At 49.8% G+C, this 21,056-nt stretch carries 22 protein-coding genes; 7 read left to right on the top strand and 15 right to left on the bottom strand.

Going from position 1 to position 21,056, the window contains the following annotated elements:
* Nucleotides 1-630 precede the first annotated feature (630 nt).
* The gene (locus tag CUJ83_RS04285) at nt 631-2,034 is read right to left on the bottom strand and encodes a LeuA family protein (RefSeq protein ID WP_230740985.1); all 1,404 of its coding nucleotides are present in this window, start codon (nt 2,032-2,034) and stop codon (nt 631-633) included.
* A gap of 410 nt (nt 2,035-2,444) precedes the next feature.
* Nucleotides 2,445-3,266 carry a TrmB family transcriptional regulator gene (locus tag CUJ83_RS04290; RefSeq protein ID WP_230740987.1) on the bottom strand — a complete coding sequence of 274 codons (822 nt, stop codon included), beginning with the start codon at nt 3,264-3,266 and terminating at the stop codon, nt 2,445-2,447.
* Nucleotides 3,267-3,335: 69 nt separating this feature from the next.
* Between CUJ83_RS04290 and CUJ83_RS15640 the strand changes: the two genes are divergently transcribed.
* Nucleotides 3,336-3,458 (top strand): symporter small accessory protein, encoded by a 123-nt coding sequence (locus CUJ83_RS15640; protein ID WP_255668331.1) that lies wholly within the window; start codon nt 3,336-3,338, stop codon nt 3,456-3,458.
* The gene (locus CUJ83_RS04295) at nt 3,448-5,031 is read left to right on the top strand and encodes a sodium:solute symporter family protein (RefSeq protein WP_230740990.1); all 1,584 of its coding nucleotides are present in this window, start codon (nt 3,448-3,450) and stop codon (nt 5,029-5,031) included. The genes CUJ83_RS15640 and CUJ83_RS04295 overlap by 11 nt, the downstream gene beginning before the upstream one ends.
* 55 nt (nt 5,032-5,086) lie before the next feature.
* Here CUJ83_RS04295 and CUJ83_RS04300 read toward each other — a convergent pair whose 3' ends face one another.
* Entirely contained in the window at nt 5,087-5,716 is a 630-nt protein-coding gene (locus CUJ83_RS04300; protein ID WP_230740992.1) for a hydrolase, read from the bottom strand.
* 89 nt (nt 5,717-5,805) lie between these two features.
* On the bottom strand, nt 5,806-6,435 hold the full coding sequence (locus CUJ83_RS04305; RefSeq protein WP_230740993.1) for a hypothetical protein: 630 nt from the start codon (nt 6,433-6,435) through the stop codon (nt 5,806-5,808).
* Nucleotides 6,436-6,575: 140 nt separating this feature from the next.
* On the opposite strand from CUJ83_RS04305, the gene CUJ83_RS15645 reads away from it, so the two are divergent.
* The 3 genes from CUJ83_RS15645 (at nt 6,576) to CUJ83_RS04315 (ending at nt 9,293) form a co-directional block, all read left to right on the top strand.
* Nucleotides 6,576-6,698, top strand: coding sequence for a hypothetical protein (locus CUJ83_RS15645; RefSeq protein ID WP_255668332.1), 123 nt, complete (start codon nt 6,576-6,578; stop codon nt 6,696-6,698).
* Between the two features lie 21 nt (nt 6,699-6,719).
* Nucleotides 6,720-7,952: a phosphoglycerate kinase gene (locus CUJ83_RS04310; RefSeq protein ID WP_230740994.1), complete on the top strand. Its 1,233-nt coding sequence runs from the start codon at nt 6,720-6,722 to the stop codon at nt 7,950-7,952.
* A 234-nt stretch (nt 7,953-8,186) separates the two neighbouring features.
* Nucleotides 8,187-9,293 (top strand): DUF362 domain-containing protein, encoded by a 1,107-nt coding sequence (locus CUJ83_RS04315; RefSeq protein WP_230740996.1) that lies wholly within the window; start codon nt 8,187-8,189, stop codon nt 9,291-9,293.
* 29 nt (nt 9,294-9,322) lie between these two features.
* On the opposite strand, the gene CUJ83_RS04320 is transcribed toward CUJ83_RS04315, so the two are convergent.
* The gene (locus CUJ83_RS04320) at nt 9,323-9,772 is read right to left on the bottom strand and encodes a DUF1284 domain-containing protein (RefSeq protein WP_230740998.1); all 450 of its coding nucleotides are present in this window, start codon (nt 9,770-9,772) and stop codon (nt 9,323-9,325) included.
* Nucleotides 9,773-9,907: 135 nt separating this feature from the next.
* On the opposite strand from CUJ83_RS04320, the gene CUJ83_RS04325 reads away from it, so the two are divergent.
* Both CUJ83_RS04325 and CUJ83_RS04330 read left to right on the top strand, forming a co-directional pair.
* The gene (locus CUJ83_RS04325; RefSeq protein ID WP_230741000.1) at nt 9,908-11,302 is read left to right on the top strand and encodes an acetate--CoA ligase family protein; all 1,395 of its coding nucleotides are present in this window, start codon (nt 9,908-9,910) and stop codon (nt 11,300-11,302) included.
* Entirely contained in the window at nt 11,289-11,930 is a 642-nt protein-coding gene (locus CUJ83_RS04330; protein ID WP_230741002.1) for an acetate--CoA ligase family protein, read from the top strand. The genes CUJ83_RS04325 and CUJ83_RS04330 overlap by 14 nt, the downstream gene beginning before the upstream one ends.
* An 8-nt stretch (nt 11,931-11,938) precedes the next feature.
* On the opposite strand, the gene CUJ83_RS04335 is transcribed toward CUJ83_RS04330, so the two are convergent.
* The 10 genes from CUJ83_RS04335 to CUJ83_RS04375 all read right to left on the bottom strand — a co-directional run bounded on the left by CUJ83_RS04335 (nt 11,939) and on the right by CUJ83_RS04375 (nt 21,056).
* Nucleotides 11,939-12,649 carry an energy-coupling factor transporter transmembrane component T family protein gene (locus CUJ83_RS04335; RefSeq protein WP_230741004.1) on the bottom strand — a complete coding sequence of 237 codons (711 nt, stop codon included), beginning with the start codon at nt 12,647-12,649 and terminating at the stop codon, nt 11,939-11,941.
* Entirely contained in the window at nt 12,646-13,446 is an 801-nt protein-coding gene (locus CUJ83_RS04340; protein WP_230741006.1) for an energy-coupling factor ABC transporter ATP-binding protein, read from the bottom strand. Before CUJ83_RS04340 ends, CUJ83_RS04335 begins: the two co-directional genes overlap by 4 nt.
* A 14-nt stretch (nt 13,447-13,460) precedes the next feature.
* On the bottom strand, nt 13,461-14,264 hold the full coding sequence (locus CUJ83_RS04345) for an energy-coupling factor ABC transporter ATP-binding protein (RefSeq protein ID WP_230741008.1): 804 nt from the start codon (nt 14,262-14,264) through the stop codon (nt 13,461-13,463).
* A 13-nt stretch (nt 14,265-14,277) separates the two neighbouring features.
* Nucleotides 14,278-14,814: a biotin transporter BioY gene (locus CUJ83_RS04350; RefSeq protein WP_230741009.1), complete on the bottom strand. Its 537-nt coding sequence runs from the start codon at nt 14,812-14,814 to the stop codon at nt 14,278-14,280.
* 108 nt (nt 14,815-14,922) lie between these two features.
* Nucleotides 14,923-16,209 (bottom strand): RCC1 domain-containing protein, encoded by a 1,287-nt coding sequence (locus CUJ83_RS04355; RefSeq protein ID WP_230741011.1) that lies wholly within the window; start codon nt 16,207-16,209, stop codon nt 14,923-14,925.
* Nucleotides 16,210-16,375: 166 nt separating this feature from the next.
* Nucleotides 16,376-17,338 carry a biotin--[acetyl-CoA-carboxylase] ligase gene (locus CUJ83_RS04360; RefSeq protein ID WP_230741013.1) on the bottom strand — a complete coding sequence of 321 codons (963 nt, stop codon included), beginning with the start codon at nt 17,336-17,338 and terminating at the stop codon, nt 16,376-16,378.
* A 247-nt stretch (nt 17,339-17,585) separates the two neighbouring features.
* Complete coding sequence (locus CUJ83_RS04365; protein ID WP_230741015.1) at nt 17,586-18,173, bottom strand: hypothetical protein; 588 nt, start codon at nt 18,171-18,173, stop codon at nt 17,586-17,588.
* Between the two features lie 230 nt (nt 18,174-18,403).
* The gene (gene larAH6, locus CUJ83_RS04370) at nt 18,404-19,645 is read right to left on the bottom strand and encodes a nickel-dependent malate racemase, LarAH6 family (protein WP_230741017.1); all 1,242 of its coding nucleotides are present in this window, start codon (nt 19,643-19,645) and stop codon (nt 18,404-18,406) included.
* Nucleotides 19,646-19,777: 132 nt separating this feature from the next.
* Nucleotides 19,778-19,912 carry a hypothetical protein gene (locus CUJ83_RS15650; RefSeq protein WP_255668333.1) on the bottom strand — a complete coding sequence of 45 codons (135 nt, stop codon included), beginning with the start codon at nt 19,910-19,912 and terminating at the stop codon, nt 19,778-19,780.
* Nucleotides 19,913-20,009: 97 nt separating this feature from the next.
* Complete coding sequence (locus CUJ83_RS04375; protein WP_230741018.1) at nt 20,010-21,056, bottom strand: (Fe-S)-binding protein; 1,047 nt, start codon at nt 21,054-21,056, stop codon at nt 20,010-20,012.

Here is a 21,056-nt window from a genome sequence, read left to right on the forward strand (position 1 = left end):
GGAAAGCTCTAAGCTTTCCATACTCTTTTTATACTGCAGTGCACTAGTGTGATGCATTTTCATCTCAAAGACTCAAAGATGAGTGAAAGGTCTCAAAGATTTTTTTATGCATGAAGATGAAAAAGATAGCGTAAGTTAACCACGAAGGGCTCCAAGGTCCACTAGACTGTTAACCACGAAGCGCACGAAGGGCTCCAAGGTCCACTAGACTGTTAACCACGAAGCGCACGAAGGCGAGTAAGGTTCACTATACTGTTAACCACGAAGCGCACGAAGGCGAGTAAGGTACACAAAAATTTTTTTAGTATATGATAATCTTCTTAAAAAGGTCCTTTGTGTTCCTTGTTCGCCTTTGTGCGCTTTGTGGTGAAAGCTAGTGGTCAATATTCGCTTCTATAGTAAGTATGATCAATGATACGCTAATATTCTTCGAAAAAGGTGATCACGTGTGCAAAAAATTTAGTCGATATGTATAAAGAGAAACGTTGAATCTTTGAGTTGTCCTTCGAGTCTTTGAGATGAACATGCATCATTCTCAGGTACAACATTAACGATAACCATCTTATCCGATTACGATCACATAAACTAAAAAGAAAATAATATGCGGCATATTAAGGCCGCATCGGCATCTTATTTCTTCTTTGACGCCACTTTCTTCACGGGCGCGACCTTTTCTGCCTTTGAAGAGACATTCTTCTTTACCGGCACTTCGTCAAGAGGCACGCGTTCGGGGTTCATTATGTGAGTGTTTTTTTCGACGACAGGCGTGTATTCTTCCTGCAATACCTCTTCCTCGTCGTCAACCTGGAACACGTAATATTTGCGGACGAAATCCTTAAGCTCTTCGTCGGACACGCATGAACGCCTGTCCTCGACGTCGTACATCTTCTGGATGTCCTTATGGATGGCCTTTATGCGTATATCTCCTTTCTCTATCTGGGCCTTAATGCCAAGAAGCTCTGAAAGCGTCTCCTCTGCCTTGATCCTTATTACCTCTGTTCCGGAAGTGTCGCCTATCATAAGGTTCCTCTTACCGCCGACAAGCTCCGGCGGGAACGGCTCGTAAGTGAACGGGTTCTTGATGATACCTGCCGTGTGAATGCCCGACTCATGCGAGAATATGTTCCTGCCTACGACAGACTTGTTACGGGGCACACGGAGGCCTATCTCTCTTTCCATGTACTCTGCGAACTCGGTGACCTTCTTAAGGCTGTACCTGTCCTCGAAGCCTTCCACTCTCGTGATCAGGAACGCCACTATCTTTTCAAGCTCAGTATTGCCCGCCCTCTCGCCTATGCCGAGGAAGGTCAGGCTTGCCCAGTCTGCGCCATACCATAATCCTGCGAGCGTGTTGCCCATGGATATGCCGAAGTCATCGTGCACGTGCATCTCTATATGCTTGACGCCCATCTCCTTAAGTTTCTTGACGACTATGGGTATGCCGTACGGCTCGACAGCGTCCGGGAACGGGACCCCGTATCCCAGGGTGTCGCATATCCTTATGATGGTGTTCGGGTCTATCTCTATAAGTTTCTCTATGAACGGATAAACAAAATCGTAGTTAGCCCTCGAGGAGTCCTCGATGTGGCATCTGGTCTTCAGGCCGTGGTCCACCGCATACTGCAGCGCGTTAAGATATTTGGTCTCAGCCTCTTCGTAGCTTTTTAATCCCATCTTGTCGAAGACGTGAGAGTCCGATACGGACATCAGGATGCCGGTCTCACGGATCCCGTCCACTTTGAGCACTTCGTCTATGTCTGCAGGGTTTGCCCTGGCCCAGCCGGTGACCTCGGGGAACTCATAGCCGTAATCCATCATGGCGCGGCATGCGTCCTTATCTCGCTCGTTGTATACGAACGTTTCGAGCTTTTCTATCCTCATGTCGTGAAGGTACTCAAATATCTTGAGCTTGTGGTTCTTTTTCATCACGATGCCGGGCATCTGGCAGCCGTCACGGATGGTCGTGTCGCTGATCTTGATGTCCTTTGCATGGGGTAGTTTTATTTTAGGCATATCTTCGTAAGTTCGCATCATTTGCTAGGTCACCTACCGTAAATCCACGGATTTATTGTATGTTTTAGTTTAAAACATTTATGTTGCAAATAAACACAGCATATTGGATATAATTGTGTTAAAGCTTACTAATACGTTTTTTGGCTTGTGATTAATGATATTTTCAATCTAAATTATTTTTTAAGGATTATTCAACTATATTTTTCCTGTTAGGGACATATGCGGCTGGATATTTGTTTAATTCTGGATTATAATCAATTGATCAATGATACAATATCTTTCTATCCTGACCGTTCAATAAGTTTGTGATAATTGATATGAAGGGAGAATCGGTCCCGTTTTTCGTGTTCATGAAAAGCATAATGCCGGCGATATTAGCGTATGTTAAACACACGAGCTTATTAGACTCGACACGGTCATAAGTTTTTAGGTCACTGTATCTTTTCAGGATAAGGGACCGTGTTCTTCCACGTGTTATCGAACATGGTCTTCATCATGCGGGCCAGGTCTTCCTGGTTTATCCAGATGCCCATCTCCTTGCCGGTAGACTTGAAGTCATCCTCGGGATATTCCGCAAAAAGGACCTCTATGTCGTCCACAAGCACGAACCGGATATATGGCAGCGTATCAATGCACCTGAGATCCACCAGGCGGGACAGCTTCAGGGCAATGTCGTTGACCTCGGGCGTGACCGGAGCAATAAAGCGGACTTTTACGTCCCTGTTCCTGAACTCGGACGCCTTGTCGCTAAAATATTTATAAAACCGTACAATACCGTTCGCCGTGGTCATTATGTCGCAGCCGTTATCGCACCTCGAGAACATCTCGTCGACCAGCTTATAGATATTTTGCCTGCCATAGTACAGGAGAACGCTTGCCTGATCGTTCGAGGGTATCGCCTCTTTTGGCCTGATATCGGAAAGAAGCCTCTCCCTGGCCATGTGGAGGTTGCTCATCTCCTTTTCCCTCTCCTCTATCAGGATATCCAGGCCTTCGTCGAGCGGCACCGCCCTGTACCTGTTGATAGCCTCCGGTATTATCGTCACGAGCCCTCTGTTCTGGAGCCCTTTCAGGACAGAATACGTGTGTGGGCGCGGCAGGCCTGATATGTTCGAGACCTTGCTGGCCTCCATCGCACCCCTGGTGACAAGGGTGAGAAAGACCTTTGCCTCATATTCCGTAAGCCCGAACATCGTTAATGTCGATATTGTCTTTTCGTCGAACTGCTGGTTCATATGGCTACGTACAAACATGTTATACGTCTATATATAGATTTATTCCAACCTTTCGATTGGAATTATATACCAACTGGAGGGTAGAAGATGCTGGGTATTAATGACACCTGGATATTAATGGGTTACATACTTACGATCGGTTTTACGCTGGCCTGCATCCTGTACGGTCTGCTTAACTGGAATAAAGGCGGGGATGAGCATGGCAGTTGATACGCTCACGTTCACAGCCGTTACCATAATTTACCTCATAGCTTTAATGGCCCTGGCATACATGGGCTATAAGAAGACTAAGGAAGCCGAAGATTTCATGCTCGCCGGCAGAAAGGTACACCCTGCACTTATTGCCTTGTCCTACGGGGCGACGTTCATAAGCACGTCGGCTATCGTCGGGTTCGGCGGTACGGCAGCGTATTTCGGCATGGGCCTGATATGGCTTACGGTGCTTAATATCGGCATAGGTATATTGCTCGCTTTCGTCGTGTTCGGGAAGAAGACACGTGAGATCGGCAGTAAATTAAAAGCAGTGACTTTCCCCGACCTTATGGGAAAGATATTCAAGTCCAGGTTCATGCAATATGCAAGCGGACTGATAATCGTCGTCGGAATGCCGCTTTACGCCTCAGCCGTACTTATCGGCGGCGCAAGGTTCATAGAGACGACCTTTAACATATCCTACACTACGGCATTACTGGGTTTTGCCATTATCACCGCAGTGTACGTCATTACCGGCGGACTGCTCGCTGTCATCTATACCGATACCTTACAGGGCATCATCATGCTCGTCGGCATGACGATCCTGATCGCTTTCCTGTATGTCAACCTCGGGGGCATCACACAGGCTAACGAAGCCCTTACGGAAATGGCCGGGCTCGTACCTTCAAGCCTTGCCGCCACCGGTCATACCGGGTGGACATCGATGCCATCCGCAGGCTCGCCGATATGGTATACTCTGGTCACGACCATCATACTCGGGGTCGGAATAGGCGTCCTGGCCCAGCCTCAGCTTGTAGTGCGCTTCATGACGGCCAAAGATGACCGGTCGCTCAACAGGGCAGTGCCCATAGGCGGCGTCTTCATACTCATGATGACCGGAGTGGTGTTCACTGTCGGAGCGCTGACGAACGTATACTTCTACCAAAAGACCGGGATGCTGGCATTTGATGCCGCAGGGAAGAACCTCGACTCTATCATTCCCGCATATATCAACGCCGCGATGCCGGACTGGTTCGTCATCCTGTTCATGCTCACGCTCCTTGCGGCGGCAATGTCCACGCTCAGCGCGTTATTCCATACTATGGGCACGGCGCTCGGCAACGATCTTCTGAGCCGCGCGAAAAATTACAGGCTTACGTTATGGAAGAACAGGGCCGGCGTCACGTTCATGATCATCGTCAGCATCATACTGGCTTTCATTATGCCCGGAAGCATCATCGCCAGGGCCACTGCAATGTTCATGGGACTATGCGCCTCTGCTTTCCTCCCTGCTTTCACACACGGCCTGTTCAGTAAAAACCCGTCCAAGAGGGCAGCCATCACCAGCCTGGTCGTCGGTTCCGGTGCCTGGTCCCTGTGGACAGCATTCGTACACATAAAAGAATCAGAAGCTCTCGGGCTATGTCAGATACTCTTCGGAAAGGCCGCGCTGCTCGGTTCTCCCTGGACTGTTGTAGACCCGCTGATAATAGCGCTGCCACTCGCAGCTATGTCACTTGCCGTAGTATGGGCGCTTGATAGCTACGTTTGGACGAAAAAAGAAAGCGGCTCCAAAGAGCCTGCCATATAAGAAGATAACCTGTCTTCATCCCGGGGCATGCCTGATCATGGGCATGCTCCTGCTTTTATTTTTTTAATACGGCCTCTGCATACTGTATGCCCACGCCGTAAGCTCCGGCATGCTCTTTTGCCACCTTCAGGACTTCGTCATAAGTCTCCTGTCGCGCCCAATCCCTCTGTAGTTCCAGCAGCACCTGCAGCCAGGTCACCGGCACCGCACCTGCCTGTATCATCCGATGCATCGCCATGTCATGTGCCACTTCGCTTACGTCTCCGCATGCGTCCGCTACCACATACACCTCGTACCCGGCCTCAAGCGCATTGATGGCGGGCAGGGCGACGCATATCTCGGTCCATAGTCCCGCTATGAGCAACTTTTTTCTGCCCGACATTTTAATGGAATCCACGACATCTTCGTCTTCCATAAAATTCATGTTCGTACGGTCTATGGGTTTCACGTCCGGGAAAACCTCCTGCAACTGTGAGAACATCGGGCCGCTGAAGCTTTTTTCTGCTACTGTCGTCAGGATCGTGGGTATCCTGAATATTTTGGCGGACCTGGCGAGCCCGACTGCGTTGTTGATCAATAGCTGGTCGTCTATCGAGTTTACCGCGAATGCCATCTGGGGCTGAAAATCGACAAGGATAAGCATGCAATTATCAGGGGTCAGCAGCCCGTGTATCTTTCCTTTCATAACATCCTCCTCTATATGGGCTACCATCTATGTTTTTAAATTTCTTTACAATATATGTTACAGAAAAAAATACCTATGAATTAAAAAGTTCACAGGACCCGGTAAATCGTCACGTTTTCATTACAGTAGAGCTTTTCAAAATAGCCTGTATCATCGAACTTTGTGAAGTTTATTTCACTGCAAGGAACACGCCATCCAGTATAAAGCGCCCGCGAAGGGACAAATATATAGTTCGCGTTCTCCGATCTGGCCAGCATGTTAGCCCGCCCGGCGCTATCTGTCTTATATATCTCCGTAGTGTTTGCCATTTTTCCTACGGGGTCCGGCGCATTGGCCCAATCTCCACCGACCGATGAGGCTCTCGTCGTCATACCCATTATCAGCTCGGCGCTAAATATGTCCGCGATAAATTTTTCCGACCTGTCAGTGTTGTTCAGTATCCATTCAGTTGACCTGAACTCGCCCTCTGAAACGATCCGGTTATAATGCAGGTCGGCCTGGTACTTTATCTCCGGCAGCGGCAGGCCCATATTATCCCTGCTTTCTTCCGGCAGCCTGGACAGTATCCGCCCGACCTCGTCATCGATAATGTCGGGCAGGTATTTTCTGGCCTCGTCAAGGCTTGTTTGTAGACTTAAAAAGTATCCGAAGTATATCATGACAAGGAACATCGCCAGCACTGCTGCTGTCCTTACGCGGTCCTTTCCGGCCTTATCCATATCAGAGCGGCTTATGTTTACACTATACTTAAATCTTGCCTGTCAGGCAGGGTCCTGAAATAACGGTCCATAAATTATTTGTCTATACTGTTTGATGCTCAAGCCTGAGGTGTGCATACCCTTGAAAACATATATTATATTTGAGCGATACTTATGGCATTGAGGTCACAGGATGCCCGCTAAAAAAGATGCCTTCCATAAATGTATCCGGAATGGTATCGACTTACTGGACCTTCAATTCATTATCGGAGAAAATTAAATAATATAATCTGGCCGTATATTTTATGGGATGTATAGTTATGGAGCGCGACTATTACACGATGGACGATTTTTCTTTTGATGGAAAGACTGTGCTGCTTAGAGTGGAGTTTAATTCACCAATGGGCCCTAAAGGCGAGATACTCGACGATAAGAGGATCAGGGAAAGTCTGCCGACCATAAAGGGACTGGAAGACTCGAAGCTGGTGCTTCTTGCCCACCAGAGCAGGCCCGGGAAAAAGGATTTCACCACCATGGAAGAGCACGCCAGGCGCCTCCAGAAGTACGTAAAACAAAACGTAAGGTACGTGGACGACATTTTTGGCTGGAACGCCAGGTCTCATATCATGAACATGGAAAAGGGCGACGTCCTGATGCTTGAGAACGTCAGGTTTTATTCCGAAGAGACGCTGGAGCAAAGCCCTGAAGCCCACTCAAAGACACATCTCGTTAAAAAACTTGCACCTGTCGCGCAGATCTTCCTGAACGATGCCTTTGGCGCTTCCCACCGGTCCCAGTGTTCGCTGGTCGGCTTCACTCCCGTGCTGCCGTCAGGCGCCGGCAGGCTGATGGAAAAGGAGATAGATTCCCTCAACGAAGCGCTGACGGGAGGAGGGGAGACGATATACGTCCTCGGCGGCGCCAAGGTGGACGACAGCATAAGCGTCACAAAGAACGTGCTCGAGAAAAAGATCGCGAGCAAGGTCCTGGTCACAGGGGTCGTAGCGAACGTGTTCATGGCCGCGAGCGGCATAAGGATAGGAAAGCCTAACATGGACTTCCTGGAGAAAAACGATTATATCGGCCAGATCGACCTGGCAAAGACCATTCTTAAGGCTTTTGACGGCAAGGTCGTATTGCCGTCGGATGTAGCGATAAACAAGGACGGAAAGCGCGAGGAGATAAACGTCATGGATCTGCCGACGGACTATCTTATATCCGACATAGGGCAGGCGACAATACTGAGCTTCTCCGACATGATAAGGCATGCGGATAAGGTCATCATCAACGGCCCCTCCGGCATATTCGAGAACCCGGAGTTCAGCGCCGGCACGAACGACATACTGATGGCCGCCACCAGGGCGAAATTCTCCGTGATAGGCGGAGGCCACAGCTCTGCGGCAGTGGAGCAGCTTGGCATCGAGGACCGGATCTCGCATGTTTCTACGGGCGGCGGGGCCTGCATAGACTTCCTGTCGGGCAAGAACATGCCGGCGATAGAGGCATTAAAGGCTGCAAAGGCAAGGATACAAAAATAAGCGTGTTAACCGGCCGTAAGGCCTTAATTTTTCTATTTGCTGGCTTATCGATCTTTGAAGTATCTTTGTAATATCAGGATAACGTATTTTCATTATTTATAAAAAGTGTATTTCGTCCCGAATGCCAGGCTTTTTACCATTATTATGCAATGGTATGCCGGCAGAATTTGCCGGTCAAAAAAGAAAAGCCTAATAAGCGTTCGCGTCTTGTTAATATACATTTGAGATGATAACATGACCAGCGATGTGTTTTTCGCGAGCTTCAGGGCAAGGTCGCCGGGAGAGAACAAGCTAAGCAAGATAAAAAAGCTATTTTCGGAGTCGGGTTTCAACGAGCTGATCGATGAGGATGATCTCACGGCCATCAAGGTCCATTTTGGCGAGGCCGGTAACGATACATTTGTAAGCCCCATCTTTATCAGGCCGGTAGTAGACAGGGTGAAGAGAAACATGGGAAAGCCGTTCGTGACCGATACGGCCACTCTCTATAACGGATACAGGCGGAACGCGGTCGACCATGTCACCACGGCAATAACTCACGGGTTCGGCTTTTCGGTGCTGGACGCGCCGGTGATAATCGCGGACGGTCTCACCGGCAATGACCATGTGGAAGTGGAGATAGAAAAAGGGCACTTTAAGACTGTCAGGATCGCCAGTGGTATCCATGAGGCAGATAGCATGATCGTCATGTCCCACTTTAAAGGGCACTGTATGGCAGGGTTCGGAGGCGCCATTAAGAACCTGGCCATGGGATGCGCTCCACCCGCAGGAAAACTTGAGCAGCATTGCGCGAAGGCCATGGTCGATACGGACAAGTGCATAGGGTGCGGGAAGTGCTCGAAGGCATGCGAATACTACGCCATACACATCGTAGACAAAAAGTCAAGGGTCGATGAAGAAAAATGCATATCCTGCGGGGAGTGTGCCGCAGCATGCCCCGAGTACGCCATAGACTTCGACTGGGAGAAGGATGTGCCCGTATTCATCGAAAAAATGGTGGAATACGCTTATGGGGCGGTAAAGGATAAAAAGGGAAAAGCAGGCTATATCAACTTCCTGATGAACATTACGCCTGACTGTGACTGCGCCCCGTTCAGTGATACGCCCATTGTTCCGGACATAGGCATACTTGCATCAAAGGACCCTGTGGCGATAGACAAAGCCAGCGTTGACCTTGTTAATAAGCAGATAGGCATTCAGGCATCGATGCTTGCCTGTAACCTTGAGGAAGGAAAGGACAAGTTCAGGGGACTGTGGGATAACGTGGATGGCAACAGACAGCTTGTGTACGGGGAAAAGATCGGTCTCGGCAGCACAGATTACCGACTGATAGAGATCTAAAAAACGCATATTTTTTAGGATTAAGCCCTTTATTGCTCGGGAGCGAGTTTTTCAAGGCCTCTCGGGCAGAACCCCAGCGCGAGCCATTCGCATCCGCGGCAGATGTCCTTGAAATCTTCGGGTCTTATCTTTTCTTTGATCAACGTGTACAGGTCTTTGGCTTTGAACCTGTCTCCCGGTTTTATGCCAAGCTTGTTCATGACCCTGCGGTCCATCTCTTTCACCGTAGAGTCAAGCTTAAGGCCGCCTTTGAAGCAATCCTCTCCCTGGGCGTTAGGGCATGCAAGGCAAATAACGTCGCAGCTATCAACTACTTCGATCTCCATGTCCGGGTTCTGGTCTATCATGCGTTTTACCTTATAAAAGTTTTTTATGAACTCCGCGGTGTAACCTACGCCCTGAAAGCCCAGCATACATAAAAGATGATGGGCGCGAAGCGGTATACCTTTGAAATCCCCGGCATTTGCCTTTTTTACCATGTCCTGTTAAATATATATTAATACGTTATAAACATTTTGAATTCAAACTACTTTGAACTTCTTTTTATCAATTTCCAAGCAGATAACTTTTTTATTATAATGCGGATAACAAACTTATATTGACATATAATTGAGGTGATCTTTTTTACATCCGACCTGACACCACTGCTCAAGCCCCGCACTATCGCGGTGATAGGCGCCTCCGGGAACGAGTCCAAATGGGGATATAAGGTTTTCCACAATATCATCAGTAACAGGTATAAAGGCAAAGCATACCCCGTAAACCCTTCGGCTGACGAAATTTTAGGAAATAAGTGCTATCGGTCGATAGGCGACGTGCCTGACGAGATCGACCTTGCTGTCATCATAGTGCCCGCCCCGGTAGCCCTGAAAGTCGTCGATGAGTGCGGAGAAAAAGGCGTAAAGACATTATGTGTCATAACGGCAGGATTTAGCGAAGTGGGACCTGAAGGCGCAAAACTGGAAAAGATACTTAAAGAGAAAGTGAAGGGCTACGGCATGAGGATGCTCGGCCCCAATACGATGGGTTTTGTAAACCGGAGCATAGGGCTGAACGCAAGCATCGTTCCGCGGATGCCGTACAGGGGAGAGATCTCTTTTATAAGCCAGAGCGGGGCTCTCGGGCTCGCTCTTGCAGACTGGGCTCTCGGGTCTCAGCTGGGGCTTAACTGCATCATAAGCACGGGAAACAAGGCCGACATATCCGAGGCCGACCTGCTTGAGTTTTTCGAGGAAGATGCCGATACATGGACCATAGCGATGTACATCGAAGGGCTAAAGGACGGCAGAAAGTTCATGAATTCCGCGCTAAAGGTCAAAAAGCCAATGCTCGCCATAAAGTCGGGCGTCAGCCAGGCCGGAGCACGGGCGGCAGCATCGCATACCGGCAGCCTGGCCGGTTCGGACTCGGTATATGACGCGGCATTCAGGCAAAGCGGCGTCATACGCGTGGAAGGCGTGGAAGGTATGTTCGATGCCGCAATGGCGCTGTCGACGCAGCCCCGCCCGAAAGGCAACAGGGTGGCCATACTGTCTAATGGAGGGGGAGCCGCAATAATGGCAAGCGACGCCTGTGAGCGAAGGGGCATGAAAGTCCCGCCGCTCAATAAATATACAAGCGCGGGCATCGCGAGACTGCTTCCGGCTTTCGCTTCGGTCAAAAACCCTGTCGATACTGTAGCAATGTCTGATTATGAGCTCTACAGGGAATCTCTGAAGATCCTGATAAACGATGACGACATAGACTGTGTCATGGTCATTTATGCGCACGGCGGATTTACCGACGCCATGGAGCCTGCAAATGCGGTAGTGGACGCGCTGAAGGAGAAATATCCTAAACCTCTCGTCGCCTGCTGGATGGGCGGGGAAGATATAGAGAGCGTTGCCAGGATGTTCAGGAAAAACCGCGTGCCTTATTATCCCGTTCCTGAAAGGGCCGCCGAGTCGCTCCGGTGCCTTATCGACTATAATAATTTCTTAACCGCGAGGTCTAAAAATGATGCTGGATGAACTTAAAGCAAAGTCGCTGCTAGGGGATTTTGATATTCCCGTGAACGATGGCCGTGAAGTGCTTGACGTGGACGATGCGGTGAAGGCAGCCGGCAGCATCGGGTTCCCGGTGGCGATGAAAGTGTTATCCCAAAAGATCTCGCATAAGAGCGACCTGGGCCTTGTCAGGCTGGACATAAGCTCCTCGGAAGGCGTCAGGGATGCCTACGAACATATCCTATCAAAGGCAAAAAGTATCGATCCCGGGGCAAGGGTAGTCGTAGAGACCATGGCGCCTGACGGTACTGAGGTCATCGTCGGCGCAAAAAGAGACCCTCAGTTCGGCCCTGTCATACTTTTCGGGCTCGGAGGCATCTTTGTGGAAGTATTCAAGGATGTTTCCCTGAGAGTAGCACCTGTGAACAAAAAAATGGCAATGAACATGATCGGCGGGATCAAAGGATACGTCATACTTAAAGGATACAGGGGAAAAAACGGCGTAGACATTGACGCCCTGGCTGACATAATAGTCAAAGTGTCCGATCTCATGATGTCAAGGAAAGATGTCCAGGAACTGGACGCTAATCCGGTCATCGCATATGAAAAGGGTGCTGTCGCGGTCGATGCTCGCGTCCTTTTAAAAGATTAGCTATGATGTCAGCGGCGGTACACCGGGGCCGGCGCATCAAACGGCGCCCCTGCGGCCTTTTCATACTGTCGGGGATCTTTTATACCGTAGCAGCGCGACTCCATCGCTATAGCTACCCTGTCAGCCCTGTTAGATAACGCATATAATAATGGGACCGTTATCGATAATATTCCCTTTAACGCATTGACCGGTCCTTTAAAGCTCACGCCCCTGGATTCCTGGGCCATCCTTATCGATTGATACTCGGAGTATATCACCGGCAGAAATGTGATCGCCAGCATCATCATCGTCGCTATGTCCCTGCCTATCTCTGTCTTAGTGACCCTGCTCAGCGGCCTTAACGATCTCTCGACGGTATCTGCGAACTCTGTCTCCGACGTTGTTATGGTGACCACGGATCCTGCCAGGTACAGCAGTATCATCCTCGCCGCCGAGGCCGCGGCAAGCTCCGCGCCTGTCGAAGTTATATCGACGATCCAAAAAGACGCAAGGACATCGCCGCCTTCTACAAGCACTGCCTGTGCTATCGATATGACGGCTATCACCGGTATCGCGGGTAAAAACAGCCTTAGCAAACTGTTGATATTCACCCTGAGCGCGAGCATCGATATGATGGTCACGGCGAACAGTATGGCGAATTCATACGCCCCTGAGAGCATGACTGTCAGTATGCCGAAAATAGCCAGAGCGAATATCTTCGTACCCGCGGATATCTTCATTTTCCCGCCCTCCCAGTTATCTGTGCGAAAATATTGTCGGCCAATTTTTCAGGAGTAAAGGCATTTCCGGGTTCGAGCCCCATTTTTTCAAGTTTTCGGGACAGAAGGACTGTATCAGGCAGCGGTAAGCCCATAGATTCAAGGCTATCATATCTCACAAGGCTATCGGGCATATCATCTGCGATAATGCTTCCGGAGTCCATTACTATGGCACGGCTGCAAGCCCCGAGCATATGGGCAAGGCCGTGGGACGCGACAACTATGGTCATACCTTTATCGTTGAGGCTCATTAAAGTCCTCAACACCTGCTTCTTTCCCTTAAGGTCAAGCCCTGCAGTAGGCTCATCGAGAAACAGGTATTCGGGCTCCGTGGCTATAACGCATGCGATGGCGGCAAGTCTTTTCTGGCCGTGGCTAAGCTCCTTCGGTGATATGTCCAGCGATCTTTCATCAAGTCCCACTGAAGCTATAGACCTCAAGACCTTTTCGCCAATCAGACTTTTATCGACTCCCATGTTCTTGATGCCGAAAGCCACGTCATCGTACAATGTCCTTTCGAAGAGCGCCCGCTCCGGGAACTGGACTGCGAAAGCTACCTTGCGGCGGCATCTTTCGGGAGATACCCCGTTGATCGTCACCGACCCTTTTTTAGGCTTTAAAAATCCTGCCATGCATTTTAATAGGGTGGTTTTTCCCGAGCCGTTACGGCCTGCGACCATTACGAACTCGCCATTGCCTATCTTAAGCGTCACGTTGTTCAGGGCGCGGGCTTCGCCGGGCTCGCCGGGGCTATACATATGTGTTACACCCTTTAGCTCCAGTGGCAAATCTCTCTCACCGCCCCTTCAACGCTCCAAAGGTCGCCTGTGTCCGCTCCGAGCTTTTTCAGCCTTTTGGAGAACCTTAACATCTGGGGCACGTCTACGCCTATACTTTCAAGTTCTTCATGCCGGGAAAATATCTCCTCCGGAGTTCCCCGCATGGCTATTTTACCGTTATCCACGACGAAGATCTCATCGGCCAGCAAAGCCTCTGCAGGGTCGTGCGTTACAAGAACGATCCCTCTGTATCCGCTCTTTAATTTCCCGATGATTTCCCTTACCAGCCCGGTCCCTTCGCCGTCAAGGAGCGATGTGGGCTCGTCCATGGCTATATATGAGGGGTTCATTGCAAGGACTCCTGCGATCGATAAAAGCTGCTTTTGCCCGCCGGAAAGGTCATGAACGCTCTTATCGGCCATTTTCTCAAGCCCTACAAGACTGAGAGATTCTATTGCCACGGCAAGGGATTCAAATGATGAAAACCCGAGGTTCTTTGGACCGAACGCCACGTCGTCCAGGACTTTTCTGGATACCAGCTGGTCCTCGGGATCCTGAAATACCATCCCAACTTGACGCCTCGCATAATACATATCGTCCCTGGTATTGATGCCGTCCACAAGGCAATCCCCGGAGCCCGGCAATAAAAGGCCGTTCATCAGCCTTATCATCGTGCTTTTTCCCGAGGCGTTAGGTCCCATGATCGCGATGACCTTCCCCTTCTTTATTTCAAGAGAAACGTCCTTCAGGACCTCTTTGCTCCCGTAAGAAACTGAAACATTTTTAAGCTCTATCAAATCCGGACCTCTTTTAATCGCTAAGTCTGAACCTGGTGGCGATATATGCTGCCACTAACACCTTGATAATGTCTCCCGGTATGAAGGGCAACACTCCGACCAGCAGCGCTGTGTCAGGGGCCATATGCGCGACCAGCATGAGCTGTGCGGCTCCGCATATGTATATCATCAGCGTCCCGAGAGACATGGCAATTAAGTACTGCATGTAGCCGGGTTTTTGATATTTTTTAATGATCATCCCGATCAATATGGCGCATAAAACGAACCCTATGAGGTAACCGCCGGTAGGCCCGATAAGGACTCCAAGGCCCGACTGTCCTCTTGAAAAGACCGGGAGGCCGACAAGTCCCAGCAATATGTATACTATCATGGACAGCCCGCCGAAATACGATCCGAGCACGCCTCCTGCAAGTATGACGAAAAAAGTCTGCAATGTCAGCGGAATGATGCCCAGCGGTATGGTTATCCACGCACCAACGGCCGTAAGCGCGGCGAACAGAGATGCATAGACCATTTTATTGACATAGCTTCTTTCAGGGACGCCCTGCATAAATTGTAAACCTCAAAAAATAGAAGGTTTACAAATATTTAAAACTTGCCAGAGTATCAACACGTTGACTATGCCTGTATCACTCCGGTATCTTGCCTGATGACAAATTCATATCTTAGATCTCAGCAGGAAATAAGCCACTATGGCGAGCATGAATATCGAAGAGCCTACTAGTATGATGATACCGTTCATGTTATCATTGTCAGGCGGGGGTGTAGGCGTAACCGTTGGCGATGGTGTCGGTGTCGCTGTCGGTGTAGGCACTATTGTCGGCGTGGGCAATGGCACGGCATTCGCAGGGCTTATCTTAGAGAGCACTGGAGTATACTTATCCTCCCTTCCGGAATCGCCCAGCTGTCCGTACTGGTTATTTCCCCATGCGAGCACGGAACCATCATCTCTCAGCGCCAGGCAGTGCGAGGGCCCTGCTGATATCATTTTGACATTATAGAGGCCGTATATCATCGATGGAGCGCTTACCGGGACATTACTTAGCTCTCCGTTCCCGAGCTGCCCGTATTCATTATTACCCCATGCCCATACCGATCCGTCTCTCTTCACGGCTACAGAATATGAGCCGCCCGAGGCTATCAGCTTCACGTTATCCAGCCCGCTGATCTTTACTGGCGTTAAACTACGCTCTGTGCTGTCATTGCCAGGCTGTACCTGAGCGTTACTTCCCCATGCCCATACCTGGCCGTTCTTATCGAGCGCGAGGGAGCAGGTGTAACCGGCTGATAACGAATCCGCCGCCAGCAGATCAGTAACGCTTACCGGGTCAATGCTGTTCAGTGTCGTGCCATCGCCAAGCTGGCCTTCCTTGTTTTGACCGAGGGCGTATACCCCCCTCATTTTGTTAGCCGCCAGTAAATGATGGCTTCCTGCAGCGATACTGTTTATCAGGTCCAGGTCCTCTATCATGACCGGGCCCTTAAGGCTTTCATTCTTCGCGTCGACAGCCTTTCCTAAAAAGTTATAGCCCCATGTCCATACAGTCCCGTCATATTTTAGGGCTATGACGCTCTCGTTCATGACCACTATATCCCTGACGGACGTCAAACCGGCTACCTGTACAGGAACATCGCTTTCAACGCACGTCCCGTCGCCAAGCTGGCCATAACGGTTATTTCCCCAGCCCCATACGGTGCCGTCGTTCTTGATGACCATCGTAAAAGAATTACCTGCCGCTACAGCCCTTATGTCCGTTAAAAAAGAGACCTTGTTCATATAGTCATAATAGGATACCTGCACCGGAGCGTACCTGTCTATCCTTGTCCCATCCCCGAGCTGGCCATACCCGTTGCTGCCCCAGCACCAGACAGTCCCGTCATCTTTCAACGCCACTGAATGCCCATGCCCTGCAGCCACAGCGATCACTTCAGGTTCCATTGCCATACAGCTTACAGCCGACATCAATAAAAAGCACATAATGCAAAACGGTAGTGAGAATGTGATCGCGTATCTCATTATAACACCGTATCCCCGGCAATTGCCTTTGATACAATTTAATAAAAAACCTTTTAATGTTATATATTTTGGCCATCAGGGCGATCTTAAGACCTTATTTCTCCTTGATGTTCTTCAGGTGCCTGCAGTCGCCAGATACTATCTTTTTGACCGTTCCGTCTGTGAGCTTGACAATGAGCGAACCATCCTCGTCCACGTCCTGCGCCACTCCCCTGATCTTCTCGTCCTGGCATGACACTTCGACCGGCCTTCCAAGCGTGTCCGAAAACCTTCTCCAGTTCCACAGGATGGGCGTGAACCCTTTTTCCTTAAAGGTCAAGTAATCCTCTTCAAGCTCTTCGAGCAGCGCCTGAATGAACCGGACCCGGCTGACCTCTTTTCCGAGCTCCGCCTTCATTGTGGTGGCAGTTTCCAGCGGGATATCATTGTTCACGTTCACACCGATACCGAGTATGATGAAGTTCACTATGTCCGTCTCCGCGCTCATCTCTGTCAGGATGCCGCAGATCTTCTTCCCGTTGACAAAGACGTCGTTCGGCCATTTTATCACCGCTTCAAGTCCCATTCCCCTTAACGCCTTGGTCACCGATACCGCGGCCATCAGGGTGATGCTGGATGCATGCATCGGGTCAATGTTCGGCTTTAAAATAACGGACATCCATACGCCGCCGCCCTTCGTTATGAACTTACGGCCGAGCCTTCCTTTGCCTCTTGTCTGAGTCTCGGCGACGATCACGGTGCCCTCTTCGACGCCTTCCTCGGCCATCTGCCTTGCGACTATGTTCGTGGACGTGGTGACATTAAAATGAACGACTCTTTTTCCCAGCAGCTTTGTCTGAAGACCGTACTTTACCTCGGAGGCATAAAGCCTGTCAGGGACTCCCACAAGCCTGTATCCTTTGTTCTGCTGTGAGTCGATGACATACCCTTCTTTGATCAATGTGTGTATCTGTTTCCATATGGCCGTCCGTGTGACGCCAAGCGACTCGGCCAGATACTCGCCGGACACATAATCATTCTTCTCTCTCAATACCTGCAGTATCTCTTCTTTTGTCATTTCATAAAAGAGAGGTCTTTAAATCTGATAAATATAGCGGAATCGATGAAAAAAGAATGTATCTATCTAAAAAGCATTTGCAGGGGTATGCAGCAGTATCATACCCCTTACATATAATGCTTTACTGTTCCGATCACTAGCTTTTGTGGACAGTCAGAGGTATACACGAAGTGTTGAATAGGCGCGGCATAGTATTCTATCCCGCCCCTATCTTGAAGTATGCCCACCAGATGTTGCCCGGTCTCTATCAGCAGTCGCAATTGTCGTAAAATGGACAACCGCAGTCGCAGCTGATGTCAAAGCAGGTTAATTTTGCAGTGACTTCCGGCAGTGTGACCGTTGCCTTGGGTGCGATGTTGACTATCGGGAATACCGGATTGATGTCAGGAGATACCAGATTGACAGGCTCTGTCTCTGTCAGTACTGTCGGGCATCCGAGATTGAATATCGGACCCTGTATATCCTTTACCTTGAACTCGCAGTCACAGTCGGGGCATTCCTCACAGTCACAACCCGCACAGATCGTGCCGCAATCAAAGTCTGTCACAGAATCGATGCCTATGCCTTCCATGGCAGCGATGTCACCTGCATTGAGGCCTATTCCGTCCATACTATCAACAGAGTCTATGCCGATGCAGTCTTCAAGACCAAGAATAGGGAATCCCGATAGAGTCGGAGCCTTCAGGCTATTACCGACCCTGTTATTGTCTGATAGCGCATAGACAAGCCCATCGTCCGCGACAGCATCGACATAGGTGTCTGCTGCAAAAGCGTTACCCGCACTCATTAGGACAAGGCTGGCAATGGCCAACACTAAAAGTATTTTCACCCTCATTTTCAATACCCTCCTATACTAAAAAAAGTTCATCCTATCAGAATAAATATATTATACAGGATGATTGCACTTTTTTAAGGATTAAACCTTTAATATAGCATAAATATGGCTTAAATTAGAAGAAGATACGGGGAATTAGCTATAGCATGTAATATTCAGCCAGTACTTAATACCCGAAACTGTCCTATGACCGCCATATCGATAAAAAGATGCCGGAATATGCCGGCCTGTCATTCTGGCTTTGTCAGCACCATGCCGCCATGTGGCGATACGAGCACTGTCGCATCGGGGCCGTGCTTTTTAAACGCGGCTTCAAGAGCATCCTCAGGCGTCTTTGCCGGGATCAGGAACATTTTTCTTACGGTCTCATCCGGGATCGCTGACACCAGATATATGTCACACTTCATCGCCGTCCTGGCTATCACGGATGCTTTGTGTCCGCCCAGCTCGAATTTCTCGTCCATCCTCCGCGCTTGAGCCTCTATGGTCGTCGCCTCGTCGACCCAGCATGCGAAAACGTCATTACCCAGACATTCCACGCACTGCGCGACCATGATCATAGTTCCGCCGTCCTTTACGACATGCTTGGCATTGTCCATGGCCTTTTGCGCCTGGTACATGTTAATATCCTTGGGGTACCCCCCGGCGCAGGTGATCACGATGTCCGCCTTCGGGACCGTGACGCCATACATATTATCCACGAACTTGATGCCTTCCCTGTGGGCCTTCATCGGGTCTCCGGCTACGACGGCTACGATCTCCTTTTTACTGTTCAGGATAACGTCCAGCAGGAAATCCACCTTCATCATTCCAGGGACCTGGTCTATCTCTTCCCTTATCGGGCTGTCGAGCCTGCCCGTTTCAGCCCTCGGGTCTCTCATCATCTCATGGTTGTTCTGTATCGTGTCATGGCTGGCGCATCCCGGAAGGATGGCCTTGACACCGCCTGAGTAGCCTGCAAAATAGTGATACTCGATATTACCCGTGCATACTACCACGTCCGCATCGAGCAATTCCCCGAATATCTCGATCCGGTGCCCAAAGGTCGAAGTGCCGATGTACCTGCAGTCATTCTTATCGTGGTCTATGCATCTCACCCGGCCGTATGCGTCTCCCATCAACGCCTTATGCTCTTCGGGGGTACATTTTCTATGGCTCCCGAGCGCTACAATGACCGTGATATCTTTATCCTGTACGCCCCCCGCATTGATCTCGTCCAGCACTGCGGGCAAGAATTTATATGAAGGGCAAGGCCTGGTGACATCGCTGATGATGACCGCGACTTTCATGCCGGGCTTTAACTTCTCCCTCAGTCTCGAAGACCCTATGGGGTTTTCCAGGGCATTTTTTATTTCCGCAAGCTCATTCTTGACGCCGCCCAGCTCTTCAGGCGTGATCACTTTTACGAGGTTTTTATCAGGCACTTCAACATGAAAGTGCCCTTTGCCATATTTCAATTCGATGATAGCCATTAGTTTTTCCCTTCTTGCCTTGATGTAAGACCATAAAGGACGTTAACCTGACAGTCAACTCAACATTATATGAAAAAAGGCCAATATAGATATATTTTTCTTACAGGCAAATGCGAGTAAAAAAATTAAAAGTTAATCGTCAGAGCCTCCGGAATCACCCGAATCGTCCGAATACTCCACTACTTCCGTATCGTTGTTCTCATCAAAATAGTCCGTGTCATTATTTGACCTTCTTCTCTTTGGCTTTAAAAAGCTGAATAAGCCCATGATAGATCACCTGTTAAGACACGTAAGTCACTTATGTGATATAGGTTTTTGCCATTATTAAAAAAAGACCGTATGGCATATATCGTTGCGCCATACTTCATATGAGTGAAATGAGCAACAGCTCGGAGATGTCGATGACCTTTCCGCCGGCGTCCTCAAGGTTCGTGTTGCACATCGGGCACGCGGTCACTATATATTCCACTCCCTCCGGAGTGTCCTGGAGACGTTTCTTGGCTACTCTGTCCGACAGGTCCCTGTACCCGCGGCGCACGCCACCTCCGCCACCGCAACATCTCGCGTCTTTCCCGGATGTTTTCATCTCGACGAGGTCTGCGACCCTGTTGATGACTATCCTGGGCTCCTCATAGACTTTCATGCACCTTCCCAGGTGGCACGGGTCATGGTATGAGACCTTGAACGGGAGCCTGTTAAGCTCAAGCTTATCGAGGTTCCTGGCGAGGAACTGGGATATGTGAAGCACTTCCACATCAAGGTCATAGCTCTCCTTTAATGTCTTATAGCATCCGGCACAGCCTGTGACTATCGTTTTCGCGCCGCTCTTCTCTATCTGGCGTTTATTATGCTCCATCGTCACGGCCTTTCCGCCCAGCCTCAACAACGGGGAGCCGCAGCACCTCTCGTCTTCCAGCACTTTCGCGCCGAAGCGGCTCAATATCCTCAGGTTGGCTATCGCAGAGCTTCTTTTTCTATAGGATGACAGGCAGCCGGACCAGAATATAATATCCGATCTTCCAGTAGCCTTAAGGTCTTCCGGTATCCATGCATTCCTGGGGCTCTCGTCATTAAGCGGGTTACCGTAAGACTCAACGCTTTTCAGGACTGCATGATAATATTCAGGAACGTAATTCTTGCTTACAAGCTCCGCCCTGGCGGCCTCGACCACATCGTCAGGCTTCGCGCCCGACGGGCATGTCGCGGAGCATATAGAACAGGTGAGGCAGGTATAGAACGAATCCTTCATCGCTGCCGACGGCTCTACATTCTCCGATAAAGCCCTCGCGAGCAGCATCCTCCCCCTAGAGTTCGTGGACTCCCACCTGAGCTCATCGTTGACGGGGCAGAGCACGCGGCATCTTCCGCACCTGGTACACTTCAATATGTCTTCAATATGGTCCTGGATCAT

It is taken from the genome of Methanooceanicella nereidis, assembly GCF_021023085.1.
Lineage (GTDB): Archaea > Halobacteriota > Methanocellia > Methanocellales > Methanocellaceae > Methanooceanicella > Methanooceanicella nereidis.